This window comes from Streptomyces tendae, from assembly GCF_008632955.1.
Taxonomy (GTDB): Bacteria; Actinomycetota; Actinomycetes; order Streptomycetales; family Streptomycetaceae; genus Streptomyces.
On the sequence record NZ_CP043959.1, the window covers coordinates 5,744,437 to 5,764,757 of the forward strand.

General features: G+C 70.8%; 14 protein-coding genes and 2 pseudogenes. 2 read left to right on the plus strand and 14 right to left on the minus strand.

The genetic code is table 11. The annotated features are described in order from the left end of the window. Positions 1 to 39: 39 nt before the first annotated feature. From F3L20_RS26400 to F3L20_RS26450, 11 genes and pseudogenes are all read right to left on the minus strand, one after another. A pseudogene (locus F3L20_RS26400) lies at positions 40 to 1,619 on the minus strand (CHAD domain-containing protein). A 91-nt stretch (positions 1,620 to 1,710) separates the two neighbouring features. Then, positions 1,711 to 2,913 carry a rod shape-determining protein RodA gene (gene rodA / locus F3L20_RS26405; RefSeq protein WP_150156456.1) on the minus strand — a complete coding sequence of 401 codons (1,203 nt, stop codon included), beginning with the start codon at positions 2,911 to 2,913 and terminating at the stop codon, positions 1,711 to 1,713. Continuing rightward, positions 2,910 to 5,240 carry a penicillin-binding protein 2 gene (gene mrdA / locus F3L20_RS26410; protein WP_150156457.1) on the minus strand — a complete coding sequence of 777 codons (2,331 nt, stop codon included), beginning with the start codon at positions 5,238 to 5,240 and terminating at the stop codon, positions 2,910 to 2,912. The genes rodA and mrdA overlap by 4 nt, the downstream gene beginning before the upstream one ends. A gap of 114 nt (positions 5,241 to 5,354) precedes the next feature. Beyond that, the gene (gene mreD, locus F3L20_RS26415; RefSeq protein ID WP_150156458.1) at positions 5,355 to 6,023 is read right to left on the minus strand and encodes a rod shape-determining protein MreD; all 669 of its coding nucleotides are present in this window, start codon (positions 6,021 to 6,023) and stop codon (positions 5,355 to 5,357) included. A gap of 13 nt (positions 6,024 to 6,036) precedes the next feature. Beyond that, positions 6,037 to 6,978: a rod shape-determining protein MreC gene (gene mreC, locus F3L20_RS26420; RefSeq protein ID WP_145827781.1), complete on the minus strand. Its 942-nt coding sequence runs from the start codon at positions 6,976 to 6,978 to the stop codon at positions 6,037 to 6,039. Positions 6,979 to 7,149: 171 nt separating this feature from the next. Beyond that, positions 7,150 to 8,169, minus strand: coding sequence for a rod shape-determining protein (locus F3L20_RS26425; RefSeq protein ID WP_006133575.1), 1,020 nt, complete (start codon positions 8,167 to 8,169; stop codon positions 7,150 to 7,152). 615 nt (positions 8,170 to 8,784) lie between these two features. After that, positions 8,785 to 9,198 (minus strand): nucleoside-diphosphate kinase, encoded by a 414-nt coding sequence (gene ndk / locus F3L20_RS26430; protein ID WP_145827780.1) that lies wholly within the window; start codon positions 9,196 to 9,198, stop codon positions 8,785 to 8,787. 65 nt (positions 9,199 to 9,263) lie between these two features. Next, positions 9,264 to 9,614: a DUF4233 domain-containing protein gene (locus F3L20_RS26435; protein ID WP_145827779.1), complete on the minus strand. Its 351-nt coding sequence runs from the start codon at positions 9,612 to 9,614 to the stop codon at positions 9,264 to 9,266. Positions 9,615 to 9,620: 6 nt separating this feature from the next. Beyond that, a complete protein-coding gene (gene folC, locus F3L20_RS26440; protein WP_150156459.1) occupies positions 9,621 to 11,141 on the minus strand; it encodes a bifunctional tetrahydrofolate synthase/dihydrofolate synthase in 1,521 nt (506 codons plus the stop codon). A 54-nt stretch (positions 11,142 to 11,195) separates the two neighbouring features. Further along, the gene (locus F3L20_RS26445; RefSeq protein ID WP_150156460.1) at positions 11,196 to 12,236 is read right to left on the minus strand and encodes an acyltransferase; all 1,041 of its coding nucleotides are present in this window, start codon (positions 12,234 to 12,236) and stop codon (positions 11,196 to 11,198) included. A gap of 146 nt (positions 12,237 to 12,382) precedes the next feature. Further along, positions 12,383 to 15,007 carry a valine--tRNA ligase gene (locus F3L20_RS26450; protein WP_150156461.1) on the minus strand — a complete coding sequence of 875 codons (2,625 nt, stop codon included), beginning with the start codon at positions 15,005 to 15,007 and terminating at the stop codon, positions 12,383 to 12,385. A 136-nt stretch (positions 15,008 to 15,143) separates the two neighbouring features. Between F3L20_RS26450 and F3L20_RS26455 the strand changes: the two are divergent. Continuing rightward, positions 15,144 to 16,152, plus strand: a pseudogene (locus tag F3L20_RS26455) (hypothetical protein). A gap of 37 nt (positions 16,153 to 16,189) precedes the next feature. Beyond that, positions 16,190 to 17,125, plus strand: coding sequence for a hypothetical protein (locus F3L20_RS26460; RefSeq protein ID WP_150156462.1), 936 nt, complete (start codon positions 16,190 to 16,192; stop codon positions 17,123 to 17,125). 85 nt (positions 17,126 to 17,210) lie between these two features. Here F3L20_RS26460 and clpX read toward each other — a convergent pair whose 3' ends face one another. From clpX to F3L20_RS26475, 3 genes are all read right to left on the minus strand, one after another. Beyond that, positions 17,211 to 18,497, minus strand: coding sequence for an ATP-dependent Clp protease ATP-binding subunit ClpX (clpX, locus tag F3L20_RS26465; protein WP_024887532.1), 1,287 nt, complete (start codon positions 18,495 to 18,497; stop codon positions 17,211 to 17,213). A 183-nt stretch (positions 18,498 to 18,680) separates the two neighbouring features. Continuing rightward, on the minus strand, positions 18,681 to 19,388 hold the full coding sequence (locus tag F3L20_RS26470; protein ID WP_145827772.1) for an ATP-dependent Clp protease proteolytic subunit: 708 nt from the start codon (positions 19,386 to 19,388) through the stop codon (positions 18,681 to 18,683). 109 nt (positions 19,389 to 19,497) lie between these two features. After that, entirely contained in the window at positions 19,498 to 20,103 is a 606-nt protein-coding gene (locus tag F3L20_RS26475) for an ATP-dependent Clp protease proteolytic subunit (protein WP_167534721.1), read from the minus strand. Positions 20,104 to 20,321 lie beyond the last annotated feature (218 nt).

Genomic DNA, 20,321 nt, shown 5'->3' on the forward strand with positions numbered 1-20,321 from the left:
TCCAGCCTAACCCGCCCGGAGGGGTCCCCCGTACGGCGCTCAGAACGCGAACTCCCGGCCGATCGAGCTCCACGCCTCCGGGAGCGCGGCCTCGGCGGCCCGCGCGCGGTGTTCCTCGCGGGCGTGGAGCACGCCGTACGTGAAGTCGCTCTCCCCCGCCGCGTGGGCCACCGCGGCGAGCTCGCGCAGGGTACGGCGGGCCATGACGCTGTCCTGGTGGTCGCCGAGCAGGCTCTGCAGCGCCTTCATGTCCCGGACCGCCTCCTCGGCGGGCGCGCCGAGCGCGGGGGCGGCGGCCTCGGCGGCGTACCGGGTGCGCTTGGTCTTCTTGCGCGCCTCGTGCAGTGCGGTGTCGCGCTCCGGGCCGGGCGGGAGCTCCTGGGCGTGGGTGACCAGTCCGGCGAGCTTGTCGAAGTCCTTGTGCACGGCCTTGGCGAGCACCTTGCGCGGCTTGGCCCCGGCCTTCTTCCGCAGGGGCGGGTCGGCGAGCAGGGCGTCGAGGGTGTCGAGGAGGGTGAGGTAGCGGCGGGAGTCGAGGATGGCGACGACCTCCTGGTGGGCTCCCTTGTGACGGGCGGCGGACCAGGTGGCGAGGCGGTCGGCGACCGGGCCGGTGACCTGGTTCGCGGGCAGGGCGCCGAGGGCGTCGGTGAGGCGTTCGGCGAGGACCTCCTGGTCGCGGTCCAGGCCGAGCTCGGCGGCCAGCCACTTGAGGTCGTCGGCGACCGGGTCGGTCGTCGCCCGGTCGAGGACGCTGCGGAAGGTGCGGAAGGTGCTGCGCAGGCGGCGGGTGGCGACCCGCATGCGGTGCACGGAGTCGGGGACGTCCTGCCGTACGGCGGGGTCGAGCTCGACGAGGGCGTCGCGCTGGGCGCGGACGTAGGCGAGGACGTGGTCGCCGGCGGTGACGGGGGTGCCGTCCGGGCGGGGGCGGTGCTTGTGCCGGGGGCGGCCCGGGTGCCGTGGGGGGGCGCTCCGGCGGTGTCCGCGGCTTTGCCGCCGCCCTTGGCGGACGGGGTGTCCGGCGCGGTCTCGGCGAGGGCGCGGGCCAGTTTGGAGGCCGACGCGGAGGGCCGTACGCCCGCCTTGCGGAGCCGCTTGTCGACCTTGTCGAGGAAGGCGGGGTCGCCGTCGTCGGCGAGCTCGACCTCGATCTCCGTCCACCGGGCGGTGCCGCCCGCGCCGGTGAGGCGTTCGGCGTGCACGGTGTCGATACTCACCTCGGCGAGCATCCGGCCGTCGGCGTCGAGGAGGTGACGGACGTCGCGGTCGGAGCGCAGCCGGACCACGGGCAGCAGGTCGCGGTCGCGGACGCGGGAGCGGACCAGGGCGGCGAGTTCGTCCGGGAGGGTGTCGGAGAGCGGGGCGTGGATCTCGTCGCGCGCCCCGGGGGCGACGGGGAACTTCAGGTGCCACCCGGCGTCGGAGCCTCCGGTGCGGCGGCGCAGGGTGACCGCGGCCGCGGCGAGGCGTTCGTCGGCGGTGTCGTGGTAGGTGGCGTCGAGGTGGGTGACGCCCCGCTCCCGTACGGTCGCGACCCCGGGGACGCGGGTCAGGTCGGGCAGCCCGCTGTCGTGGGACTCGTACTTTCGCTCGATCTCGCGCTTGGTGTCCGCCATGTCCCGAATCTAGTCGCCGTGGGTGCGGAGCGGCAGTGGGCCGCTCCGCACCGGTGACGCGCGGGGCCGGGCGGGCCGGGCGGGCCGGGGGTCAGGCGGACATGGGCCGTTGCACCCGGAGCGACTGCAAAAGGCCCACCGCCAGCCAGACCGCGAACATCGAGGATCCGCCGTAGGAGACGAACGGCAGGGGCAGACCGGTGACCGGCATGATGCCCAGGGTCATGCCGATGTTCTCGAAGCTCTGGAACGCGAACCAGGCGACGATGCCGGCGGCGACGATGGTGCCGTACAGGTCGGTGGTGTCGCGGGCGATGCGGCAGGCGCGCCAGAGGATGATGCCGAGCAGGCCGATGATCAGTGCGCCGCCGACGAAGCCGAGTTCCTCGCCGGCGACAGTGAAGACGAAGTCGGTCTGCTGTTCGGGGACGAACTGGCCGGTGGTCTGCGAGCCGTGGAAGAGGCCGGAACCGGACAGTCCGCCGGAGCCGATGGCGATGCGGGCCTGGTTGGTGTTGTAGCCGACGCCGGCCGGGTCGAGTTCGGGGTTGGCGAAGGCGGCGAAGCGGTTGATCTGGTACTCGTCGAGGATCCCGAGCTGCCAGACGGCGATCGCGCCGGCCGCGCCCGCGCCGAGCAGGCCGAAGATCCACCGGTTGGAGGCTCCTGAGGCGAGCAGCACGCCGAGCACGATGATGACCATGACCATGACCGATCCGAGGTCGGGCATGAGCATCACGATCAGCATGGGGACCACGGCGAGGCCGAGGGCCTGGAGCACCGTGCGGTGGTCGGGGTACGGCTTGTCGCCCGCGTCGACCCTGGCCGCGAGCAGCATGGCCATGCCCAGGATGATCGTGATCTTCACGAACTCGGAGGGCTGCAGGGAGAAGCCGCCGGGCAGCTGGATCCAGCTGTGCGCGCCGTTGATCGTGGAGCCCAGCGGGGTGAGCACCAGCAGGATCAGGAACACCGAGGCGCCGTACAGCAGGGGCACGGCCGTGCGCAGGCCGCGGTGGCCGAGCCAGAGGGCGCCGATCATCAGGGCGATCCCGATGCCGGTGTTCAGCCAGTGCCGGACCAGGAAGTAGTACGGGTCGCCCTGGTTGAGCTCGGTGCGGTTGCGGGTGGCCGAGTACACCAGCAGCGAGCCCAGCAGCGACAGGGCGAGCGCCGAGAGCAGTATCGGCCAGTCCAGCCGGCGGGCCAGGGAGTCGCGGGCGAACACCCGCGTCCAGCCGGCCCGCTCGGGTCCGTACCCGGAGACCTGGAAGCTGTTGACGCCGCCGGTCATGACGCCGTCCTCTCAGGGCGGGCGCCGCGCGCCCGGTACGCGCGGCCGCGTGGCCGCCCGCCGCCGCGGCCCGGCCCCGGGCCCCGGCGTCGTCTGCGGCGGGTGTCGCGGTTGGTGTTCTCGGGCGAGGGGGCCGTGCCGGTCTGCTGCGGGTCGGCCGGGTCGTCCTGCTGCGGGGTGCCGGCCTCGGCGTCGGGCGACGGCGTGGCCCGCTGGTCCTTGGCGAAGTCCTTGGAGACCTTCGGCGAGGTGATGGTGCCGTCCGTGCGGACCTTGGGCAGCGTCTTCTGCGGCGTGGGCAGCAGCGCCTTCTTGTTGTCGATCTCGCCGTCCTCGGAGACGCCGTAGAGGGCGTTGTAGATGTTGCGCACGGCGGGGCCCGAGGCGCCGGAGCCGGTACCACCCTGGGAGATCGTCATCACGATCGAGTAGTCCTTGGTGTAGGTGGCGAACCACGAGGTGGTCTGCTTGCCGTACACCTCGGCCGTACCCGTCTTGGCGTGCATCGGGATCTTGTCCTGCGGCCAGCCCCCGAACCGCCACGCGGCCGTACCGCGGGTGGCGACTCCCTCAAGGGCTTCGTCTATCTGCTTGAGCGTCTTCTCCGACGTCGGCAGCTTGCCGTGGGCCTGGGGCTCGATCTCCTTGACCGTCCGGCCGTCGGGGCTGATGACGGCCTTGCCGACGGTGGGGTTGTAGAGGGTGCCGCCGTTGGAGATGGCCGCGTAGATGGTGGCCATCTGGATGGGCGTCACCAGTGTGTCGCCCTGTCCGATGGAGTAGTTCACCGAGTCACCGGCGCGCAGCCGGTTGCCTTCGAGGCAGTTCTCGTAGGCGATCTGCTCGGCGTAGCTGCCGCCCTTCTTGCCGTACTTGCACCAGGCGTCCTTGTTCGCCTTCCAGTAGTCGGCCTTCCACTGGCGGTCGGGGACGCGGCCGGTGACCTCGTTGGGCAGGTCGATGCCGGTCTCCTCGCCGAGGCCGAACTGGTGGGCGGTCTTGTAGAACCAGTCGTTGGCGTTCTTCTTGGGCTTGTTGCCGCCGTCGCGCTTCCACTCCTCGTGGGAGAGGGCGTAGAAGACGGTGTCGCAGGAGACCTCGAGGGCCCGGCCGAGGCTGATCGGGCCGTGGTTCTGCGACTCGAAGTTCTTGAAGACCTGGCCGCCGATGGAGTATGCGCTGGAGCAGTTGTAGGGGCCCTCGAAGGAGTAGCCGGCCTTGATGGCGGCGGCCGTCGGGATCACCTTGAAGATGGAGCCGGGCGCCGACAGGCCCTGGATGGCGCGGTTCAGCAGCGGGTAGTTGGACTTCTTGCCGGTGAGCTGGGCGTAGTCCTTTGCGGAGATGCCGCCGACCCAGGAGTTGGGGTCGTAGGTCGGGTTGGAGGCCATGGCGACGACGCGGCCGGTCTTGGCCTCCATGACGACGACGGCCCCGGAGTCGGCCTCGTAGTTGCGGCCGGTGTTGCGGTCGTGCTGCTTGCGGGCTTCCTTCATCGCCTCGTTGAGCTCGAACTCGGCGATGCGCTGCACGCGGGAGTCGATGCTGGTGACGAGGTTGGCGCCGGGCTCGGCGGGGTCGGCCTGGGCCTGGCCGAGGACGCGGCCGAGCTTGTCGACCTCGTAGCGGGTGACGCCGGCCTTGCCGCGCAGCTGCCGGTCGTACTGCCGCTCCAGGCCGGAGCGGCCGACCATGTCGGAGCGCAGGTAGGGCGAGTCGGTGTCCTGGGCCTGCTGGATCTCCTCGTCGGTGACCGGCGAGAGGTAGCCGAGGACCTGGGCGGTGTTGGCCTTGCCGGGGCTCGGATAGCGGCGCAGGGCCTGCGGCTCGGCGGTGATGCCGGGGAAGTCCTCGGCGCGCTCGCGGATCTGCAGGGCCTGCTTCGGTGTGGCCTCGTCGGTGATGGGGATGGGCTGGTACGGCGAGCCGTTCCAGCAGGGCTGGGGGGTCTCGGCGTTGCACAGCCGGACCTTCATCATGACGTCCTCGGGCTTCATGCCGAGGACGCCCGCGAGCTTGGTGAGGACCGCCTCGCCGTCGTCCTCCATCTTCATGAGGTCGGTGCGGGAGGCGGAGACGACGAGCCGCGTCTCGTTGTCCGCGAGGGCCACGCCGCGGGCGTCCAGGATCGAACCGCGCACGGCGGGCTGGACGACCTGCTGGACGTGGTTGCCGGAGGCCTCCTTGGCGTACTGGTCGCCCTCGCGGATCTGGAGGTACCACAGGCGCCCGCCGAGGGTGCCGAGCAGGGAGATGACGAGGACCTGGATGACGACGAGCCGGACCTGGACGCGTGTGCTGCGGCCGGTCTCGGGGATGTTGGTCACGCTGCTTCCTCCCCTCTCAGAGCGCGTGCGTGCGGATGGTGACGAGTGGTGAACGACCGGCCGGTGGACGCGCGTTCCAGCCGCGTTCACCCGTACCGGTGAAGTCTCGGGTGGTCACAGGCGCTTGACCCCCTTGATGCGTCCGGCGCGGGCCGAGCGGGCGCGGGCCGCCCTGACCCGCAGTCCGTTGCGCCGGCCGCCGATGCTCAGTCCGGTGCCGCCGGAGAGCCAGCCCGAGGAGATGTCCCCGGACCTGGTGGAGTTCGTGTCGGCGAGCGGGTCGTTCTCGGCGCGCCGGGCCAGTGCCATCACGCCGGGCACCACGAACGGCGCGAGCAGCAGGTCGTACAGGGCGGCGGTGAACAGCAGTCCGCTCAGGCCGACGTGGCGGGCGGCGGTGTCGCCGACGAGGGCGCCGACCCCGGCGTAGAGCAGCGTGGAGCCGACCGCGGCGGCGACCACCACGAGCATCGGGCCGGCCGCCGTCTTCACCTGTCCGCTCTCGGGTTTGACGAGTCCGGCGAGGTAGCCGATGACGCACAGCACGAGCGCGTAGCGGCCGGCGGCGTGGTCGGCGGGCGGGGCGAGGTCGGCGAGGAGGCCCGCGGCGAAACCGACGAGGGCGCCGCCGACGTGGCCGTAGACCAGGGCGAGTCCGAGGACGACGAGCAGCAGCAGGTCGGGGACGGCACCGGGGAGGTGGAGGCGGGCGAGGACGCTCACCTGGATCACCAGGGCGACGACGATCAGCGAGCTGGAGAGCAGGATCCGGTTGACGCGCATGGGGTGACAGCTCCTACTGCTCTTGCTGGTTCAGGCCGTCGGCAGGGGCCGAGGGGGTGACGGTCACCGTCACGGTCGGCGTCGGGGTCGGCTTGGGCTTCTTCGGCAGCACCGTGTCGCGCGGGTCCTTCGCGGGCGCCTGGACGACGACGCCCACCACGTCGAGCTTGCTGAAATTGACGAACGGGGTGACGTACAGGGTGCGGGTCAGGTCGCCGCCGGAGGGGTCGACGCGGGAGACCACGCCGACCGGGACGCCGGGCACGAACGGCTTGTCGGCCTGCGAGCCGAAGGTGACCAGCCGGTCGCCCTTCTTGATCTCGGCCTTGCCGTTGAGCAGTTCGACGCGCAGCGGACGGTCGCCCTGGCCGGAGGCGAAGCCGAGTTCGTCGCCCGCCTCCATGCGGGTGCCGACGGTGAAGTCGGGGTCGCTGGCGAGCAGCACGGTGGCGGTGCCGGGGCCGACGGTGGTGACACGGCCGACCAGGCCGTCGCCGTTGAGGACGGTCATGTCGCGCTTGATGCCGTCGTCGGCGCCCGCGTCGATGGTGATGGTCCAGGAGAAGCCCTGGGCCGCTCCTATGGCGATGACCTGAGCGCCCTTGATGCCGTACTGGCCCTTCCCGGCGACGCCGAGGAGCTTGTCGAGCTGCTTGAGGCGGCTGCGGCTGCGGTCGTCGCTGCCGAGTTCGGCCTTGAGCGCCGCGTTCTCCCGCTCCAGTTCGGCGAGCCGGTCGTGCCGGTCACCGGACTCGCGGACGGCGGTGACCGCGTTGCCGATCGGGTCGACCGCGCTGGACACGCCGTTCTCGATCGGGCCGAAGACGGACGCCGCCGCCTGCCGGGCACCGTCGACCGGTGAGTCCTCCCCACCGCGGATGTCCACCGTGATCAGTGCGAACGCGGTGGCGATCAGCAGCACCAGAAGCAGCCGGCTCTCTTTCGTGTCCCTCACGTGCGGCGGCCGTGCCTTCCTCGTCGAGAACGGGTATGAGGTGGGGGTCTGTTCAGCTGTGCGGCGGTGTGGCCCGGGGCCTTCGGGGCGTCACCGCCGGCCCCGGGCCTCGATACCAGCGCTCCGCCGCACGAGAGGGAACGTCTCGCACGGCGGAGTCGTGGCGGTGTGTCATCTGCGGGGCTGGGCGTCCAGCACCTGCTGGAGGGCCTCGAACTCCTCCACGCACTTGCCGGAGCCGAGCGCCACGCTGTCCAGGGGGTCCTCGGCGATGTGGATCGGCATGCCGGTCTCCCGGCGCAGCCGCTCGTCGAGGCCGCGCAGCAGCGCTCCGCCGCCGGTCAGCACGATGCCCCGGTCCATGATGTCGCCGGACAGCTCCGGCGGGCACTTGTCGAGGGTCGTCTTGACCGCGTCCACGATGGCGTTGACCGGTTCCTCGATCGCCTTGCGCACTTCGGCGGCGGAGATCACCACGGTCTTCGGCAGCCCGGAGACGAGGTCCCGGCCGCGGATTTCGGTGTGCTCGTCGGTGTCGAGGTCGTACGCCGAACCGATCGTGATCTTGATCTGTTCCGCCGTCCGCTCACCCAGCAGGAGGGAGTACTCCTTCTTGATGTGCTGGATGATGGCGTTGTCCAGCTCGTCGCCCGCGACCCGGATGGACTGGGCGGTGACGATGCCGCCGAGGGAGATGACCGCGACCTCCGTGGTGCCGCCGCCGATGTCCACCACCATGTTGCCGGTGGCCTCGTGGACCGGCAGACCGGAGCCGATGGCGGCCGCCATGGGCTCCTCGATGATGTGCACCTGACGGGCGCCGGCCTGGGACGACGCCTCGATGACGGCGCGGCGCTCGACGCCCGTGATGCCCGAGGGCACGCAGACGACGACCCGCGGACGAGCCAGATACCGCCGCTTGTGGATCTTCAGGATGAAGTAGCGGAGCATCCGCTCGGTGATCTCGAAGTCGGCGATGACGCCGTCCTTCAGCGGGCGCACGGCAACGATGTTGCCGGGCGTGCGCCCGATCATCTTCTTCGCTTCGGCACCGACCGCGAGGATGCCACCGGTGTTGGTGTTGATCGCGACGACGGACGGCTCGTTGAGTACGATTCCGCGACCCCTGACGTACACCAGCGTGTTGGCGGTCCCGAGGTCGACAGCCATGTCACGGCCGATGAACGACATTGAGTTCCCCATCAGGATTCGTCTGGCCTTCCCACGAGCTTTTGAGGGCTTTTCAGGTCGGCGAGGTGGGTGCGGTGACGCGATGGCGTCCATGGTAGACGTGCCTTCGCGCACACTGTGCGAGGGTCTTCGCCATTGTCATCAGATGGCGGGTCGCCCTGCCTTTGGAGACGGCCCATCGGGGGCATCCGTTCCCCCGAACGCCGTGCATATGCCAAATATGGCCCGGGGGCAAAGCCCTCAGACCCTACGACGTACGACATAACCGCGGGCCGTGGCCGCGATGTGATCGTTATGCGCGGATTCCCTCGTGGTGGGACGGGCCGCGCGCGGCGTCACCCCGACGTGTCCGCCCGGGCGCGCCGGGTCACCACGACACGCCGCGCCCCGGCCGCGCGGGCCATGTCCGAGCCGGCCAAGCCCGCGTCCCCCTCCGCCTCGGCACGGCCGGCAATCCGACCACCCGGACGGCATCCCGCCTCGGTGCGGCCGAGGTCCGGCTCGGCGCGGTCGGGAGCTTCGGGTCCGGGCCCGGCCGGGGCTCCGGCGCGGCGCGCGTCGACAGCCCCGGCCGGGCGTGTCGGGAGGTCGAGGGCCGGCCCGGTCAGGGCTTGCTCAGGCCTGGCCCGGGAAGAAAATCTTGATTTCCCGGGCGGAGGACTCCTCCGAGTCGGAGGCGTGGATCAGGTTCTCGCGGACGATCACGCCGTAGTCGCCGCGGATCGAGCCCGGAGCGGCGGCGATCGGGTCGGTGGGGCCCGCCAGCTGACGCAGTCCCTCGATGACCCGCTCACCCTCGACGATCATCGCCACGACCGGGCCGGACGCCATGAACTCCACCAGCGGCTCGTAGAAGGGCTTGCCCTGGTGCTCGCCGTAGTGCTGCTCCAGCGTGTCCTGGTCCAGGGTGCGCAGCTCCAGCGCGGTGATCCGCCAGCCGGCCTTGCGCTCGATGCGGCTGATGATCTCGCCGGTCAGGCCACGACGGACGGCGTCGGGCTTGAGGAGGACGAGGGTGCGCTGGGTCACGACGGGGCTCCTTGTGCGTCGAATGGTGCGGGTCACAGAGGTTACCGGGCGTGTCGGACCGTCCGTCACGCAGTGTCCGGCTGCTGCGCCTGTGCGGCGAAACGGGCCTTGGCCTCGTCCACCTTTCGCCCGAAGTGCACCGACGCCCACCACAGCAGCGCGAAGACCGCGCCCAGGAAGAACATCATCGGCACGAAGACACCGGAGGCGACGAGGGCGATCTGCAGTGCCCAGCCCAGGGCCACCCCGCCCGGCCGGCCGACCATCCCGCACAGGACGACCGACAGGAACATGGCGATGCCGCAGACCGTCCACACCGTGCCGGTGGACAGGTCGGGCTGCTTCATCGCCACGAGGCCGGCGAAGCCGATCACGAAGAACTCGCCGATCAGCGTCGACGAACAGAGCGTACGCACGGGATCTCAGCCCTTCCCCAGGAGCAGTCGGGCCTCGCCGACGGTGATGACGGAACCGGTGACGAGCACACCGCCGCCGGCGAACTCGCCCTCCTCCTCGGCCAGCGTGATCGCGGCCTCCAGGGCGTCCGGCAGCCGCGGCTCGACCTGCACGCGGTCCTCCCCGAACACCTCGACGGCGACGGCGGCCAGTTCGTCGGCGTCCATCGCGCGGTGGCTGGTGTTCTGGGTGACGACGACCTCGGCGAAGACCGGCTCGAACGCCTCGAGCAGCCCGCGCACGTTCTTGTCGCCGCTCGCGCCGACCACGCCGATGAGGTTGCTGAACTGGAAGGCCTCCCCGATCGTGTCGGCCGCCGCCCGCGCGCCGGCCGGGTTGTGGGCGGCGTCCAGCACGACGGTCGGCGACCTGCGCACGACCTCCATGCGGCCCGGCGAGGCGACGGAGGCGAACGCCTTGCGCACGGTGTCGATGTCGAGCGGCTGGGCCTGCTGGGAACCGATGCCGAAGAACGCCTCGACGGCGGCGAGGGCCACCGCCGCGTTGTGCGCCTGGTGCGCGCCGTGCAGCGGCAGGTACACCTCGGTGTACTCGCCGCCCAGCCCGCGCAGCGTCATCAGCTGGCCGCCGACGGCGACCTGCCGGTCCAGGACGCCGAACTCCAGACCCTCGCGGGCCACGGTGGCGCCCACCTCGACGGCCTTCTTCAGCAGCACCTGCGCCGCGTCCACCGGCTGCTGCGCCATGATCACCGTCGCGTCCTGCTTGACGATGCCGGACTTCTCGGTGGCGATCTCGGCGGGCGTGGAGCCCAGCCGGTCGGTGTGGTCCAGGTCGATCGGCGTCACCACGGCGACACCGGCGTCGATCACGTTCGTCGCGTCCCAGGTGCCGCCCATGCCGACCTCGACGACCGCCACGTCCACGGGCGCGTCGGCGAAGGCGGCGTACGCCATGCCGGTCAGCACCTCGAAGAAGGACAGCCGGTACTCCTGGGAGGCGTCGACCATCTCCACGTACGGCTTGATGTCCTGGTACGTCTCGATGAACCGCTCGGCGGAGACCGGTGCCCCGTCGAGGCTGATCCGCTCGGTGACGGACTGGACGTGCGGGGAGGTGTAGCGGCCGGTGCGCAGGTCGAAGGCGCCGAGCAGGGCCTCGATCATGCGGGCCGTGGACGTCTTGCCGTTGGTGCCGGTGATGTGGATCGAGGGGTACGCGCGCTGCGGTTCCCCGAGGACGTCCATCAGGGCGGCGATGCGGGCCACCGACGGCTCCAGCTTGGTCTCGCCCCAGCGGGTGGCGAGTTCCGCCTCCACCTCACGCAGGGCCTTGTCGACCTCGGGGTCGGCCGGGCGCGCGGGGACGTCCGCCTGCGGCGGCCCGCCCTGGGTGCGCAGCGTACGGCTGCCGGCCTCGATCACCGCCAGGTCGGGGTCGCGGCGGGTCTCCTCCTCCACGAGCTCCGCGAACTCGTCGAAGGTGTCGTCCGGGTCGGGACCTGCTGAATCTGGGCGCTCGCTCACGTTCCCCAGTCTACGGAGCGGCGCGAGCGGCGCCCCGCACACCCCGCTGCCGGCTCAGCCGAGCCAGGCGCGCCACCCCAGGCGCCCCCACAGGAGGCTCACGGCGAAGGACAGCGCGGCCGCCGCCACCGTGGTCACGGCGAGCGCCACCGGGGCCCAGGGCCCTGCCGGCAGGTGCCCGGCGACCGGCCCGGCCAGCAGCGTCACGAACACCAGGTGCACCAGGTACGTCCCGAACGACGCGTCCGACAGCCGCGCCAGCAGCGGCCGGGCCCGCTCCGGCACCCGCACCCCGGCCACCGTCCCGAGCACCGCGAACGTCACCGCGGCCACCGCGGCGCTGCCGTACGCGGCGGGGTGGCGCACCGTGAGCTGGTACACGGCGAGGACGACGAGCGTCACCGCGGCGGCCGCCGCCCACAGCGCGCGCGGGCCGCGGCGCGGGGCGGCGAGCAGCGCGGCGCCGGCCACCGCGTACACCACCGAGGACAGCGGCACCGACCACGCCCAGTCGGGCGGCGACCACCCGGTGAGTGTCGTCACGTCCCCGAGGAGCGCCGGTGCGACGGCCAGGGCGGCCAGCAGCACCGCCGAACGGCGGGGCAGGGCACGCCCCCGCACCACCAGCACCACGACGCCGAGCAGCAGGAGCAGGGGGACGTAGGCGTACAGGTACCAGAGGTGGAAGGCTGCCTCCACGGACCCGAAGAGGGCCCGCACGGCCTCCTCGCCCGCCTGGCCCCGGTTTCCGCCGAACGCGTAGGACGCCAGCAGGTAGAGGGCCGTCCAGAGGGCCATCGGGCGCAGGATCCGGCCCAGCCGGGCGAGCAGCCGGGCCTCGTCGCGCACCGGCGCGCCGGACAGCGCGGCCCAGCCCGCCATCGCGAAGAACGCGGGCACGGCGAACCGGCCCGCCGTGTCGCCGAGGATCCCGGTGGTGCGGTGCCCGGCGTCGATGAACTCGGCGGAGGCGTGCACCAGGACGACGGCGGCGGTGCACAGCACCCGCAGCAGGTCGATGTCGTACCGCCGCTCCCGGCCGGTGGCGCGGTCCGGCGCTTGCGGTGCGGCGGCGGGGGACGTGGCTGAGGACATCGGCGGGGGCGCTCCTGGGGGCGTCGGCCTGTCGGCGGGCGGAGCCGACAGGTTCCCCCCGCCGGGTTACGGGGCCGCCACCACGACGTGAACGGCCCCCGGCCGGGAGGTACCGGTCGGGGGCCGTACGGACTGCGGGCCGGGCGTCAGGCCTGGGGCAGCCGGTCGAGCTGGGTGCGGATGCGGACGATGTCGTCCTCGGCCTTGGCGAGCCGCGTGCGGATCTTGTCGACGACGTGGTCCGGGGCCTTGGCCAGGAACGCCTCGTTGCCGAGCTTCGCCGTCGCCTGGGCCTTCTCCTTCTCGGCGGCGGCGAGGTCCTTGGCGAGCCGCTTGCGCTCGGCGGCGACGTCGATCACGCCGGACAGGTCCAGCGCGACCTCGACACCGGCGACCGGCAGGGTCGCCGTGGCCGTGAAGGAGTCGCCCTCGGGCTGCAGCCGCAGCAGCTGGCGGATGGCCGCCTCGTGCGCGGCGAGGGGGGTGCCCTCCAGCGTCAGCCGGGCCGGGACCCGCTGGCCGGGCTGCAGGCCCTGGTCGGCGCGGAACCGGCGGACCTCGGTGATCACGGACTGGAGCGTCCCGATCTCCCGCTCGGCGGCCTCGTCGCGGAAGCCGCTGTCGGCCGGCCAGTCGGCGATGACGACGGACTCGCCGCCGGTCAGCGTCGTCCACAGGGTCTCGGTGACGAACGGGACCACCGGGTGCAGCAGCCGCAGCGTGACGTCGAGGACCTCGCCGAGGACCCGCTTGCTGACCTCGGCCGCCTCGCCGCCCGCCTGGAACGTCGTCTTGGACAGCTCGACGTACCAGTCGAAGACCTCGTCCCAGGCGAAGTGGAACAGCGCGTCCGACAGCTTGGCGAACTGGTAGTCGTCGTAGTACGCGTCGACCTCGGCGACGACGGAGTTCAGCCGGGACAGGATCCAGCGGTCGGTGGGCGACATCCGGGAGGCGTCCGGCAGCTCGCCCTCGACCGTCGCGCCGTTCATCAGCGCGAAGCGCGTGGCGTTCCAGATCTTGTTGGCGAAGTTGCGCGAGCCCTGGACCCAGTCCTCGCCGATCGGCACGTCGACGCCCGGGTTGGCGCCGCGCGCCAGGGTGAAGCGGAGCGCGTCGGAGCCGTACTTGTCCATCCAGTCCAGCGGGTTGACCACGTTCCCGAAGGACTTGGACATCTTCTTGCCGTTCTGGTCACGGACCATGCCGTGCAGGGCGATGGTGTGGAACGGCGGAGTGCCGTCCATCGCGTAGAGGCCGAACATCATCATCCGGGCGACCCAGAAGAAGAGGATGTCGTAGCCGGTGAGCAGGACGGAGTTCGGGTAGAACTTCGCGAGCGACTCGGTCCGCTCGGGCCAGCCCAGCGTGGAGAACGGCCACAGGCCCGAGGAGAACCAGGTGTCGAGGACGTCGGAGTCCTGGCGCCAGCCCTCGCCGCTCGGCGGCTCCTCGTCCGGTCCGACGCAGACGACCTCGCCGTCCGGCCCGTACCAGACGGGGATGCGGTGGCCCCACCACAACTGCCGCGAGATGCACCAGTCGTGGAGGTTGTCGACCCAGTCGAAGTAGCGCTTCTCCATCTCCTGCGGGTGGATCTTGACGCGGCCGTCGCGGACCGCGTCACCGGCGGCCTTGGCGAGCGGGCCGACCTTGACCCACCACTGCATGGACAGCCGCGGCTCGATGGTGGTGCTGCACCGCGAGCAGTGGCCGACGGAGTGGACGTAGGGGCGCTTCTCGGCGACGATCCGGCCCTCGGCGCGCAGCGCGGCGACGATGGCGGAGCGGGCCTCGAGGCGGTCCAGGCCCTGGAAGGGGCCGTGCGCGGTGATGACGGCGTGCTCGTCCATCACGGCGATGGACGGCAGGTCATGGCGCTGGCCGATCTCGAAGTCGTTCGGGTCGTGGGCCGGGGTCACCTTGACGGCACCGGTGCCGAACTCCGGGTCGACGTGCTCGTCGGCGACGACCGGGATGGAGCGGTCGGTCAGCGGCAGCTTGACGAGCTTGCCGATGAGGTGCTTGTAGCGCTCGTCCTCGGGGTGGACGGCGACGGCCGTGTCACCGAGCATCGTCTCCGCGCGGGTCGTGGCGACGACGATGGTGTCGTCCCCCTCGCCGTACTTCATGGAGACGAGCTCGCCGTCGTCGTCCTGGTAGTTGACCTCGATGTCGGAGATCGCGGTCAGACAGCGCGGGCACCAGTTGATGATGCGCTCGGCGCGGTAGATCAGCTCGTCGTCGTAGAGCCGCTTGAAGATGGTCTGGACGGCCTGGGACAGTCCCTCGTCCATGGTGAAGCGCTCACGCGTCCAGGCGACGCCGTCGCCGAGGCGGCGCATCTGGCCGCCGATCTGGCCGCCGGACTCCGCCTTCCACTTCCAGACCCGCTCGACGAACGCCTCACGGCCCAGGTCGTGGCGGGACTTGCCCTCCTTGGCGAGCTCCCGCTCGACCACGTTCTGCGTGGCGATGCCGGCGTGGTCCATGCCGGGCTGCCACAGCGTCTCGTACCCCTGCATGCGCTTGCGGCGCGTGAGGGCGTCGATCAGCGTGTGCTCGAACGCGTGGCCCAGGTGCAGGCTGCCGGTGACGTTCGGCGGGGGGATGACGATGGTGTAGGGCGGCTTGTCGCTCTTCGCGTCCGCCTCGAAGTAACCCCGCTCCACCCAGCGCTCGTACAGCGGCCCCTCTACGTCGGCCGGCGCGTACTGGGTCGGCAGTTCGGTCGTGGGCGCTGGTGGCTGCTGCTGAGCGTTGTCGGTCACGCGCTCAGTTTAGAGCCGTCACGGGGGTGTCCCGAAACGCGTTTCCTTTGTAACGGTGCGACCCCCGCCGGTCTGGAGTCGTTGACTCTGAGCCAGGATGTCAGCAGCACGTAAGCGTCTGGAGGGGAACCCAGTCATGAGTCACAACCAGCCGGGCCCGTACGGCGGGCAGCCCCAGCAGCCCGGCCCGTACGGCCAGCAGGGACCGTACGGCCAGCCGCCGCAGACCCCGCAGCCCGGCTACGGCTACCCCAGACAGACGCCCCGCCCGGCCAGCCCGGCTACGGCTACCCGTTCCGCCCCAGCAGCCCCCTTACGGCCAGCAGCCGCAGTACGGACAGCAGGCCCCCTACGGCCAGCAGGGCCAGCAGCCGCAGTACGGACAGCCGCCCTACGGCCCGCCTCCCCAGCCGTCGGCCTCCGGCGGGGGCGGCGGCAAGGTGGCCGCCATCGTGGTCGGCGCCGTCGCGGTCGTGGCGGCCATCGGTGTCGGCGCGTACTTCGTCATCGGCGGAGGCGGCGGCGGCGCGGACACCCTGAAGGACGACGGCCCGCACAAGCTCACCACGCCGAAGACGGTGCTGGACGACTACAACCGGTTCGGCGACGGCTCCGAGGAGAGCGGCTCCGACACCGCGAAGGACATGGAGAAGAGCGGGGTCAGGAACGGCACCGCCATCCTCGGCCAGTGGTCGACCGCCGACTTCGGCAGCTACGACCCGGCCGATCCCAGCACCGCGGGCGACTTCCCCGACCGGTCGGAACTGCTCACCGCCAAGGGGGTCACCATGGTGGGCGGTTACGGCGAGATCGCCGACCCGCAAAAGACACTGGACAAGTTCTTCACCAACATCCAGGAGCAGGTGGAGAAGAGCTCCTCGGAGAACTCGGGCGGGATGGAGAACCCCGAGCTGGTCGGCGAGCCCGAGGAGGTCGAGATCGACGGCACGGTCGCCAAGTGCCAGTCGACGAAGAGCACCAACTCGCTCACCAAGAAGCAGTCGACCGACTGGTTCTGCGCCTGGGCCGACCACAGCACGGTCGGCATGGTCTCGCCCGGAGACAACGCCGGCACGGGCGTCGACAAGGACACCGCGGTCGACCTGACCACCAAGCTCCGCGAGCAGATCCGCGTCAAGGCCTGACGGCACCGCAGCAGCGAACACGAGGGGGAACCCAGTCATGAGCTTCAACCAGCCGGGCCCGTACGGCGGGCAGCCCCAGCAGCCCGGCCCGTACGGCCAGCAGGGACCGTACGGCCAGCCGCCGCAGACCCCGCCGCAGCCCGGCTACGGCTACCCCCAGCAGACGCCCCCGCCAGACCAGCCCGGCTACGGCTACCCGCAGCAGCCGGAACAACCCGGGGTTCCGCCGCAGCAGCCGCCCTACGGCCAGCAGCCGCAGTACGGCATGCCTCCGCAGCCGCCGGCGTCCGGTGGAGGCGGCGGCAAGAAGGCAGCGATCATCGTCGGCGCCGTCGCGGTCGTGGCGGCCATCGGTGTCGGCGCCTACTTCGTCCTCGGCGGTGACAGCGGCGGCGGCCTGAAGGACGACGGCCCGCACAAGCTGTCCGCGCCCTCGTCGGTCCTCTCGGACAAGTACGACCGCCAGGGCCCGGCGCAGGAGGAGAAGGCGAGCTCCAGCGACGCCAAGGACCTGGCCACGGCCGGGGTGAGCGACGCGACCTCGGTCGCCGCCGTCTACTCCACCACGGACCTGACGACGCTCGACCCCAGCGACACGGCCGACGTGGCGAAGCTGGAGTCCGCGGAGAACATCACCTACTTCGGTGTCTATGGGAAGGTCGAGGACCCGGAGAAGGCGCTCGACGTGATGTTCACGCAGATGCACAAGAACACCGACGACAAGAAGGTCAACCTGGTCGGTGAGCCGGAGTCGGTGTCCCCCGGCGGGCTGGACGGCGCCGTGATGAAGTGCCAGGAGGCCGAGACCCAGCACCCCGTGACCAAGAAGGACCAGACGACGTACATGTGCGTCTGGGCCGACTACAGCACGGTCGCCGTGGTCGAGCCGACCTCCGCCGGCAAGACGTACTCGCTCGACGAGTCCGCGGAGATCGCCGCCGACGTCCGCGACGAGGTGCGCGTCAAGAACTAGGACCCGAGCAGACGGAAAGGGCGTCCGGCTTCCGCCGGACGCCCTTTCGCCGTCCTGTGCCCGAACGCCGCGCAGGCGCCGGGGGTCACGCCGTCTTCTGCTCGCCCGAGCCGCGGCCGCGCGAGTCGCGCGGGATGAGCGTCGGGTTGACGTTGGAGAGCACCACGTCCGCCGTGATGACCACGCGGGCGACGTCCTTGCGGGACGGGACCTCGTACATCACGCCCTGGAGGACCTCCTCCATGATGGCGCGCAGGCCGCGGGCGCCGGTCTGGCGCAGGATCGCCTGGTCGGCGATGGCCTCCAGCGCCTCGCGCTCGAAGTCCAGCTCCACACCGTCGAGTTCGAACAGGCGCTGGTACTGCTTCACCAGCGCGTTACGCGGCTCGACCAGGATCTGCAGCAGGGCCTCGCGGTCGAGGTTGTGCACGCTGGTGATGACGGGGAGGCGGCCGATGAACTCGGGGATCATGCCGAACTTGACCAGGTCCTCCGGCATGACCTCCTCGAACTGGTCCTTGGACTCCCGCTCCTGCTTGGAGATGATCGTCGCACCGAAGCCGATGCCCTTGGCACCGGCCCGGCCCTCGATGATCTTCTCCAGTCCGGCGAAGGCACCGCCCACGATGAACAGCACGTTCGTCGTGTCGATCTGGATGAACTCCTGGTGCGGGTGCTTGCGTCCGCCCTGTGGAGGGACCGAGGCCGTGGTGCCCTCGAGGATCTTCAGCAGCGCCTGCTGCACGCCCTCGCCGCTGACGTCCCGGGTGATCGACGGGTTTTCGCTCTTTCGGGCGACCTTGTCGATCTCGTCAATGTAGATGATCCCGGTCTCGGCCTTCTTGACGTCGTAGTCGGCCGCCTGGATCAGCTTGAGCAGGATGTTCTCGACGTCCTCGCCGACGTAGCCGGCCTCGGTGAGCGCCGTGGCGTCGGCGATCGCGAAGGGGACGTTCAGCATGCGGGCGAGGGTCTGCGCCAGCAGGGTCTTGCCGGAGCCCGTCGGGCCCAGCAGCAGGATGTTGGACTTCGCCAGCTCGATGGCGTCGTCACGGCCCTGGGCGCCGCCGTTCTCGCCGGCCTGGACGCGCTTGTAGTGGTTGTACACCGCGACCGAGAGGGCCTTCTTGGCCGCCTCCTGGCCCACGACGTACCCCTCGAGGAACTCGTAGATCTCGCGGGGCTTGGGGAGCTCCTCCCAGCGGACCTCGCTGGTCTCGGCGAGCTCTTCCTCGATGATCTCGTTGCAGAGATCGATGCACTCGTCGCAGATGTACACACCGGGCCCTGCGATGAGCTTCTTGACCTGCTTCTGGCTCTTGCCGCAGAACGAGCACTTGAGCAGATCGCCGCCGTCACCGATGCGTGCCACGGTGTGCTTCCCCTTCGCCTGGGAGACGCCCGGACATCAATGTCCGACGGCTCCTGGTGCTGCCTTATGTCCGACGGTACCTTGCCTGGCCCCCCGTTCGGGCCCCCCTTGGCACGGTTCACTTTGACGTGGACCGTGCCAAACCGTGCCAAGGGGCGGCAGACGTTACACCCCAGCCGCGCATCAGCGCAGGCTGGAGTTGTCCATCTTCCGGGTGGTGATGATCTGGTCGATCAGGCCGTACTCCAGCGCGTCCTCGGCCGTGAGGATCTTGTCGCGCTCGATGTCCTCACGGATCTTCTCGATCGGACGGGTGGAGTGCTTGGCCAGCATGTCCTCCAGCTGCGTACGCATGCGGAGGATCTCGTTGGCGGCGATCTCCAGGTCTGATACCTGGCCGCGGCCGGTCTCGCTGTAGGGCTGGTGGATCAGCACCCGGGCGTTCGGCAGCGCCATGCGCTTGCCGGGCGTGCCCGCGGCCAGCAGGACCGCGGCGGCGGAGGCCGCCTGGCCCATGCAGACCGTCTGCACGTCGGGCTTCACGTACTGCATGGTGTCGTAGATCGCGGTGAGCGCGGTGAAGGAGCCGCCGGGGCTGTTGATGTAGACCGAGATGTCCCGGTCGGGGTCCATCGACTCCAGGCACAGCAGCTGCGCCATGACGTCGTTGGCCGAGGCGTCGTCGATCTGCACGCCGAGGAAGATCACGCGCTCCTCGAAGAGCTTCGCGTACGGGTCGTACTCACGGATGCCCTGGGAGGTGCGCTCGACGAAGCGCGGAATGACGTAACGGGACTCGGCCTGCGGGCCGGTGTAACGGCCCTGCGAGGCACTCATGTCCTGCGCGGCCTGCATACGGTCGTAGATCCCGCTGCCGGGGAATGCGTTCACGGTGTCTCCTGAAAGGGGCTGAGGCGGTCGGCTGGGGCGCTGGGGCCCGCCCAGGGCTTCACGGGGCCCGGGCGGGGCCTACGGGGCTCGTGGAGCCCCGTGGGGCTGCTCAGGCCCCGGTGCCGCCGCCGCCCGGCATGCCGGCGGCCGTGGCGATCACGTCGTCGATGAGGCCGTACTCCTTGGCCTCGAAGGCGTCGAACCAGCGGTCACGGTCCGAGTCACGGGTGATCTGCTCGACCGACTGGCCGGTGTGCTGGGCCGTGAGCTCGGCCATGCGCTTCTTGGTGTGCAGCAGCCGCTCGGCGTGGATCTTGATGTCCGACGCGGAGCCGGCGAGACCCGCCGAGGGCTGGTGGATCAGGATCTCGGCGTTGGGCAGCGCGAAGCGCTTGCCGGGGGTGCCCGCGCTGAGCAGGAACTGTCCCATGGACGCCGCGAGACCCATGGCGATCGTCACCACGTCGTTCTTGATGTACTGCATGGTGTCGTAGATCGCCATGCCGGCCGTGATCGAACCGCCGGGGCTGTTGATGTAGAGGTAGATGTCCTTGTCGGGATCCGAGGCAAGGAGCAGCAGCTGTGCGGTGATCTTGTTCGCGATGTCGTCGTCGACCGGCTGGCCGAGGAAGATGATCCGCTCGCCGAGCAGCCGGTTGTAGACCTGGTCGCCGAGGCCACCACCGATGGAAGGCTCGCCGGCGGCTGAAGGCATCAGATTCGTCACGTATCCACCTGCTCGTCTTACGACGGCGCCGGGCCGTCTCACGTGTTCCCTGCGGGGGCGGGAGCCGTATCGGAGACTCCACTGCCCTGGTATTCATGGACCCTAACGCGCGGGTCCCTTCGGGGAATCCCGGAGATGGGAGTGTTCGCCGGGGGCGTAGTCGGCGCGGGGCTGGCGCGGTCCGCCGCGGGGCGTACGGACGCGCC